The organism is Kitasatospora sp. NPDC057512, from assembly GCF_042802135.1.
Taxonomy (GTDB): Bacteria; Actinomycetota; Actinomycetes; order Streptomycetales; family Streptomycetaceae; genus Kitasatospora.
Genome location: NZ_JBHVET010000576.1, coordinates 1 through 5,765, shown reverse-complemented (window position 1 = coordinate 5,765; position 5,765 = coordinate 1). Strand labels below are relative to the sequence as shown.

The 5,765-nt window shown below is 75.5% G+C and carries 5 protein-coding genes; 3 read left to right on the top strand and 2 right to left on the bottom strand.

Going from position 1 to position 5,765, the window contains the following annotated elements; all coding sequences use genetic code 11:
• Positions 1-642, top strand: a 642-nt coding sequence (locus ACFU6K_RS29425; RefSeq protein WP_380668079.1) for a CAP domain-containing protein, incomplete at its 5' end; no start/stop codon positions are given.
• 231 nt (positions 643-873) lie between these two features.
• Positions 874-2,469 carry a sigma-70 family RNA polymerase sigma factor gene (locus tag ACFU6K_RS29420; protein WP_380668077.1) on the top strand — a complete coding sequence of 532 codons (1,596 nt, stop codon included), beginning with the start codon at positions 874-876 and terminating at the stop codon, positions 2,467-2,469.
• 14 nt (positions 2,470-2,483) lie between these two features.
• On the opposite strand, the gene ACFU6K_RS29415 is transcribed toward ACFU6K_RS29420, so the two are convergent.
• Complete coding sequence (locus tag ACFU6K_RS29415) at positions 2,484-2,705, bottom strand: hypothetical protein (protein WP_380668076.1); 222 nt, start codon at positions 2,703-2,705, stop codon at positions 2,484-2,486.
• A gap of 313 nt (positions 2,706-3,018) precedes the next feature.
• Positions 3,019-4,617 (bottom strand): M1 family metallopeptidase, encoded by a 1,599-nt coding sequence (locus tag ACFU6K_RS29410; RefSeq protein ID WP_380668075.1) that lies wholly within the window; start codon positions 4,615-4,617, stop codon positions 3,019-3,021.
• A gap of 373 nt (positions 4,618-4,990) precedes the next feature.
• Between ACFU6K_RS29410 and ACFU6K_RS29405 the strand changes: the two genes are divergently transcribed.
• On the top strand, positions 4,991-5,765 hold a 775-nt coding region (locus ACFU6K_RS29405; protein ID WP_380668074.1), incomplete at its 3' end, for a carbohydrate kinase.

The following is a 5,765-nucleotide window of genomic DNA, read 5'->3' as shown; positions in this document are numbered from 1 at the left end:
ACCCAGAGCGCCTCCGCCACGCCGACCGCTCCGGCCTCCCCGACGGCTTCGGCCGTCGCCTCCCCGACGGCCGTCCCCACTCCCACGGCCTCCGTGGCCAAGGCGACCCCGACCGCCGCCGGCGCCTCCACCACCGGCCAGGGCACCGCCAAGCGGGGCATCCCGGGGATGCCGGGGGGCGGCAGCTTCCCGGGGAGCGGGGGAATGCCGGGGGCCGGGGGCGGGGGAGGCGGCCTGCCGGCCGGCGGAGGCGCGGCCCCGTCGTACGCCCAGCAGGTCGTCGACCTGGTCAACGTCGAGCGCGGCAAGGCCGGCTGCGGGCCGGTCAGCGCCGAGCCCCGGCTGACGAGTGCGGCCCAGTCGCACAGTGACGACATGGCCGACCGCAACTACTTCGACCACGCCAGCCCCGAGGGCAAGCACGCCGACTACCGGATCGAGGCGGCCGGCTACAGCTGGAGCACCTGGGGCGAGAACATCGCCCGCGGCCAGAAGGACCCGGCCGCGGTGATGGACTCCTGGATGAACAGCCCCGGCCACCGGGCCAACATCCTGAACTGCGCGTTCAAGCAGCTCGGCGTGGGCGTGCGGACCGGCAACAACGGCCCGTGGTGGACCCAGGTGTTCGCCGCCCCGGCGTGAACCGCCCCGGGACCGGCCCCTTCCGGACCCGGCCCGATCCCCGTCCGACCGTGGTCCACGCCTGATCGTCCCGGCTCCCGCCCCTGCCCCGGCCCGGTCTGACCCTCAGACCGGGCCCGCCGATCCGGGCCGATTTTCCGATTCCGTGCACATTGTTGTTATCTGATCACTCCCCACGGGTCTCCGAGGAGGCAGCGGCGGACGGATACACGGCAACACGGAGTGCGGACCATGAACGCTGAGGTGCAGAACAGGACCGGGACCACCCTGGTGCTCGCGGCGCAGGCAGGTGACCGGCAGGCCCGGGAGGCGCTGGTCGCCGCCTGGCTGCCGCTCGTCTACAACGTGGCCGGCCGCGCCCTCGGCGGCCACGCCGACGTGGACGACGTCGCGCAGGAGACCATGATCCGGGCCCTGGACGGCCTGGACGGGCTCCGCGACCCGGAGTCCTTCCGGTCCTGGCTGGTCGCCATCACCATGAACCAGGTGCGCCGTCGGCACGCCGCCGGCCAGCAGCAGCCGACCGTCGGCGGCCTGGACGAGACCTGGGAGGTCGCCGACCCCCGGGCCGACTTCACCGACCTCACCATCCTGCGCCTCGGCCTGTCCGGCCAGCGCCGCGAGGTGGCCGAGGCCACCCGCTGGCTGGACCCCGACGACCGCGAGCTGCTCGCCCTCTGGTGGCTGGAGGCCGCCGGCGATCTGACCCGCGCCGAACTCGCCGAGGCCCTCGACCTGAGCCCGCAGCACACCGCCGTGCGCGTGCAGCGGATGAAGAAGCAGCTCGAAGCGGGCCGCATCGTCGTCCGCGCGCTCTGCGCCTACCCCCGCTGCCCCGGACTGACCGAGCTCACCGCGGGCTTCGACGGCACCCCGAACTCGGTCTGGCGCAAGCGCATCGCCCGTCACATCCGGGACTGCGCGGACTGCGGCGGCCTCGGCCGGGACCTGTTCCCGGCCGAAGGACTGCTGGCCGGCCTCGCCCTGGTGCCGATCCCGCTCGGTTCGCCCGTGCTGCTGCACTTCCAGCACACCGCGGCCGCCGTCGCCTCCTCCGCGGCCTCCTCGACGGCCGCCACCGGAGCGGGCTCGGGCGCGGGAGCCGGGGCGTCCACCGGTACCGGCGCGCACGCGGCGGCGGGAGGGCACGGCGGCTGGGCCGGCACCGCGGCCCGCAAGGCCGTCCTGGTGAGCGGCGCGGCCGCGGCGGTCGCCGTGACCACCCTCGCCCTGGTCTGGCCGCAGGCCGGCGAGCCCCCGCGGCCGACGGCACCCGAGCCCACCGCCCCGGCCGCGGCCCAGGACGTCCCGACGGCCGCCGCCGCACCCGCTGCCACCGCCCCGACACCGGCGCCGACCCCGCTGCCCGCGGAGAGCCCCACGCCGACGGCGACGCCCACACCGTCCGCGACCCGTACCGCCACCGCGACACCGCAGCCCAACCCGGAGCGCCAGCTGGTGGACCTGGTCAACGCCGAACGCGCCAGGGCCGGCTGCGCCCCGCTGCGGATCGACCCCCGGTTGCACGGCTCGGCCCAGAAGCACGCGGACGACATGGCCACCCGCGGCTTCTTCGACCACGTCAGCCCGGACGGCGTCCGAACCGAGGCCCGGATCACCGCCGCCGGCTACCGCTGGTCCCAGTGGGGCGAGAACCTCGACCGGGGCCCGACCACCCCGGCCGCCGTCTTCGCCCGCTGGATGGACGGCGGAATCCACCAGTCCAACATGCTCGACTGCGGATTCAAGGACATCGGCGTCGGTTTCGCCACCAACGCCGCCGGCACCCCCTACTGGACCCAGGACCTCGGAGCCCCGATGTCCTGAGCCATCGGCAGGGACTACGCCGGAGTGGCCGCCACCAGGCCGTTCGCCGACCCGGTCACGTAGCCCGTGGCGTCCCCGAGGACGCCGCCCGCGTCACCGACCTGCCCGGGCACCATGTCCGGAGCGCTGCTGAGCGGCCCGGGCAGTCCCTCCTGCCCGCCCACGGCACTGGCGTGCGCGCTCGGCGCGGTGAGGGAGGCCACGACACCAACGGCGAGCGAGGCAACGGCAAGCATGCTGCGCTTCTTCATGGCCGGTCCAACGACGCTGCGCCGGAAGGGTTACGGCCCACCGCGTCGGCGCACGGACAGGGGCGTACGGGCAGGGGCGCACGAACAGGGGCTCACGGGCAGCGGCTCACGGGCAGCGGCTCACGGAAACTGCGGAAACGTTTTGGACGGCCCGCGAGCCGACCGGGACTCTGCCGGGCGGCGGGCGGGCCGTGGGAACCACCATGGCCCCACCCGCCCCTGCCGGTCAGGGGCGTGCGAGCCGCGACCGGACGCACGGCGGCGCGCCGGGCGTGCACCAGCAGTCCCAGCCGCGCCGTCAGAGCGTTCCGGAGCCCCGCGCCACCGCGGGCCCGCCCGCCACCGCGGCCCCACCCTCCCAGAGCGACGCCCCGGGAACCGGCGCCCCGGGAGCCCCCGGAGCCGCCCCCGCCAGGCCCACCGGGCCCACCACCCAGTCCGGATGACCCGGCATCGGCGGCGTCCGCAGCCCGTACAGCCAGTCGTCGAGGAAGCCCCGCAGGTCCTGCCCGGACACCGCCGAGGCCGTCCGCACGTAGTCCTCGGTGGTCGCGTTCCCGGACCGGTACGTGCGCAGGAACGACCGCTCGATCCGGTCGAAGGCCGCCGCTCCGACCTTCTCCCGGAGCGCGAACAGCACCAGCGCGCCGCCCGTGTACCGCTGGCTGTCGAAGAGGTCGGCGGCGGTGGGGGAGGCGACCGGTCCGGAGTCGTGCCGCCACTGGTCGCCGAGCCCGTAGAGGTAGCGCATCCGGTCGGTCAGCGTGGTGTAGCCCCAGGCGTCCGGCCACCCGCGCTCGTAGCGGTACACCAGTCCGTAGAAGTCGGCGTGGCCCTCGTTGAGCCAGAGGTCGGACCACCTGGCGGGGGAGACGCTGTTGCCGAACCAGGAGTGGACCAGCTCGTGCATCATGTGCGAGCCGATCGCCGGCTCCGCCTGCCGCAGGAAGTTCGGCTTGTAGAGGGTGAGCGTCTGGGTCTCCAGGCCGGTGAAGGCGAACGCGGCCGGATCGTCCGTGTTGGCCGGCAGGAGCCCGTACGTCTCGAACGGGAAGGGCCCCAGGTGCGCTTCGGCCCAGGCGAGCTGGCCGGGGGTGAGGGCGAGCGCGGGTTCCAGCTCGGCGGCGCGCGCGGTCGGTACGACGTCGCGCAGCGGCAGGCCGTGCGGGCCGGTGCGCTCGCGCACGGTGTAGTCGCCGACCGAGACCTGGACCAGCTCGGTGGCCATCGGCTCGCGGGACACGTACCGGCGGGTGGTGCGGCCGTCGCCGCGCCGCTCGGTGGCCGTCAGCTCCCCGTTGGCGACGCCGAGGAGAGCGTCCGGGGCGGTCACCTCGATGGTGAACCGGGCCTTGTCGCTCGGGTGGTCGTTGCACGGGAAGACGGTGTGCGCGCTGTTCGGCTGGCCGGCCACCGCGAAGCCGTCCGGAGTGGGGACCCAGCCGGTGTGCGGCAGCGCGGCGCGCGGGTCGGCGGTGTACTCGACGGCCAGTCGGGCGACGGCGCCCGGGCGGAACGGCCTGGCCGGAGTGACCGTCAGCTTCTCGTCGTGGGCGGCGAAGCCCGCCGGCCGTCCGTCGACCCGGACGGCGCGCACGGCCAGTCCGAGCGCGTCCAGGTCCAGCCGGGCGAGCGTGCGGTCGGGTCGGACGGTGAGCACGGCCGTGCCGTCCACCGTCCGGGGCCCGGCCCGGTAGTCGAAGGCCAGGTCGTACCCGAGCACCCGGTACCCGGTGTTCCCGAGCGAGGGGAAGACCGGGTCGCCCAGCCCGTCGGCGGCGCCGGCCGTCGGCACGCTCGCGGACAGCAGCACCGCGCTGAGCGCGAGTGACGGGACGAGACCGGCGCGGGGCCGGAACGGGGTGAGGAACCTGAGGAGGCCGAGGGACCTGGACAAGGGTGATCACCGCACTTCACGAGCGGGAGCGGAGGCGGAGCCGCCGGGACGGGAGAGCCTGGCCACGGATGCTAGTGGACCGTCGGGCCGGCGCGGGCGCGATCGGTGCGGTCCGACGGCACGGTGTGGTGTGTCGGCGGACCACGGTGTCGACGACACAGCGTGTCCCCCGGACGGCCCCCGGTGATGGCGCGGCGTCCGTACGCGGTCTAACGTCAGGAGTGCATCGTCCCCTGACGGACGAGCCACGGCCGTCGGAAAACCTGGCCAGGTCCGGCGGCCGTACTTTCCTGCCCGGGCGCCGTGCGCCCGGACGCACCCCGTAGGCTTGGCGGTCGAGACGACGCCCGCGTACCGGATGCCAGGAGCCGCCGTGACCAGCCCAGCCTCGCCCGTTCTGGTGATCGGCGAGTGCGTCGCCGACATCGTCCGAACGAGTGGTGCCCCGGACCGGGCGCACCCCGGAGGCAGCCCCGCGAACGTCGCCTACGGCCTTGCCCGGCTGGGCCGGCCGGCCACCCTGCTCACCGAGCTGGGGCCGGACGCCAACGGCCGGCTGATCCGGCGGCACCTGGAGTCGGCAGGGGTGCGGGTCCTGGCCGCAGAAGTCGCCCGGACGCCCTCGGCGGTGGTGGAACTGGACGGGCAGGGGCGGGCCCGCTACACCTTCGACATCCACTGGACGCTCCCGCACACCGAACTCGCCGAGCCGCCCGCCGCGATCCACCTCGGTTCGATCGCCGCGGTCACCGAGCCCGGCGCGGGTTCGGTGCTGGCGCTGGTGGAGCGCTGGCGCGGGCGCGCGCGGATCAGCTACGACCCGAACGTGCGCCCGGCGCTGATGGGCGACCGGGCCGGGGCCGTCCGCCGGGTCGAGCGCTGGGTGGCGCTGAGCGACCTGGTCAAGGTCAGCGACGAGGACCTGGCCTGGCTCTACCCGGGCGAGCGGCCCGAGGCGGTCGCCGAGCGCTGGCTGGCCCTCGGCCCGGCCGTGGTCGCGGTCACCCTCGGCGCCGAGGGCGCGTTCGCCCGCACCGCCGAGGGCGGCCGCGCCGAGGCCGCGGCCCTCCCGGTGCCGGTCGCGGACACGGTCGGCGCCGGCGACGCCTTCATGGCCGCCTTCCTGCACGCCCACGCGGCCGGCGCCG

Bases quoted from the DNA above. Each gene is read 5' to 3' on its own strand.
- ACFU6K_RS29420 (WP_380668077.1), top strand. From the start codon at position 874: ATGAACGCTGAGGTGCAGAACAGGACCGGGACCACCCTGGTGCTCGCG.
- ACFU6K_RS29415 (WP_380668076.1), bottom strand. From the start codon at position 2,705: ATGCTTGCCGTTGCCTCGCTCGCCGTTGGTGTCGTGGCCTCCCTCACC.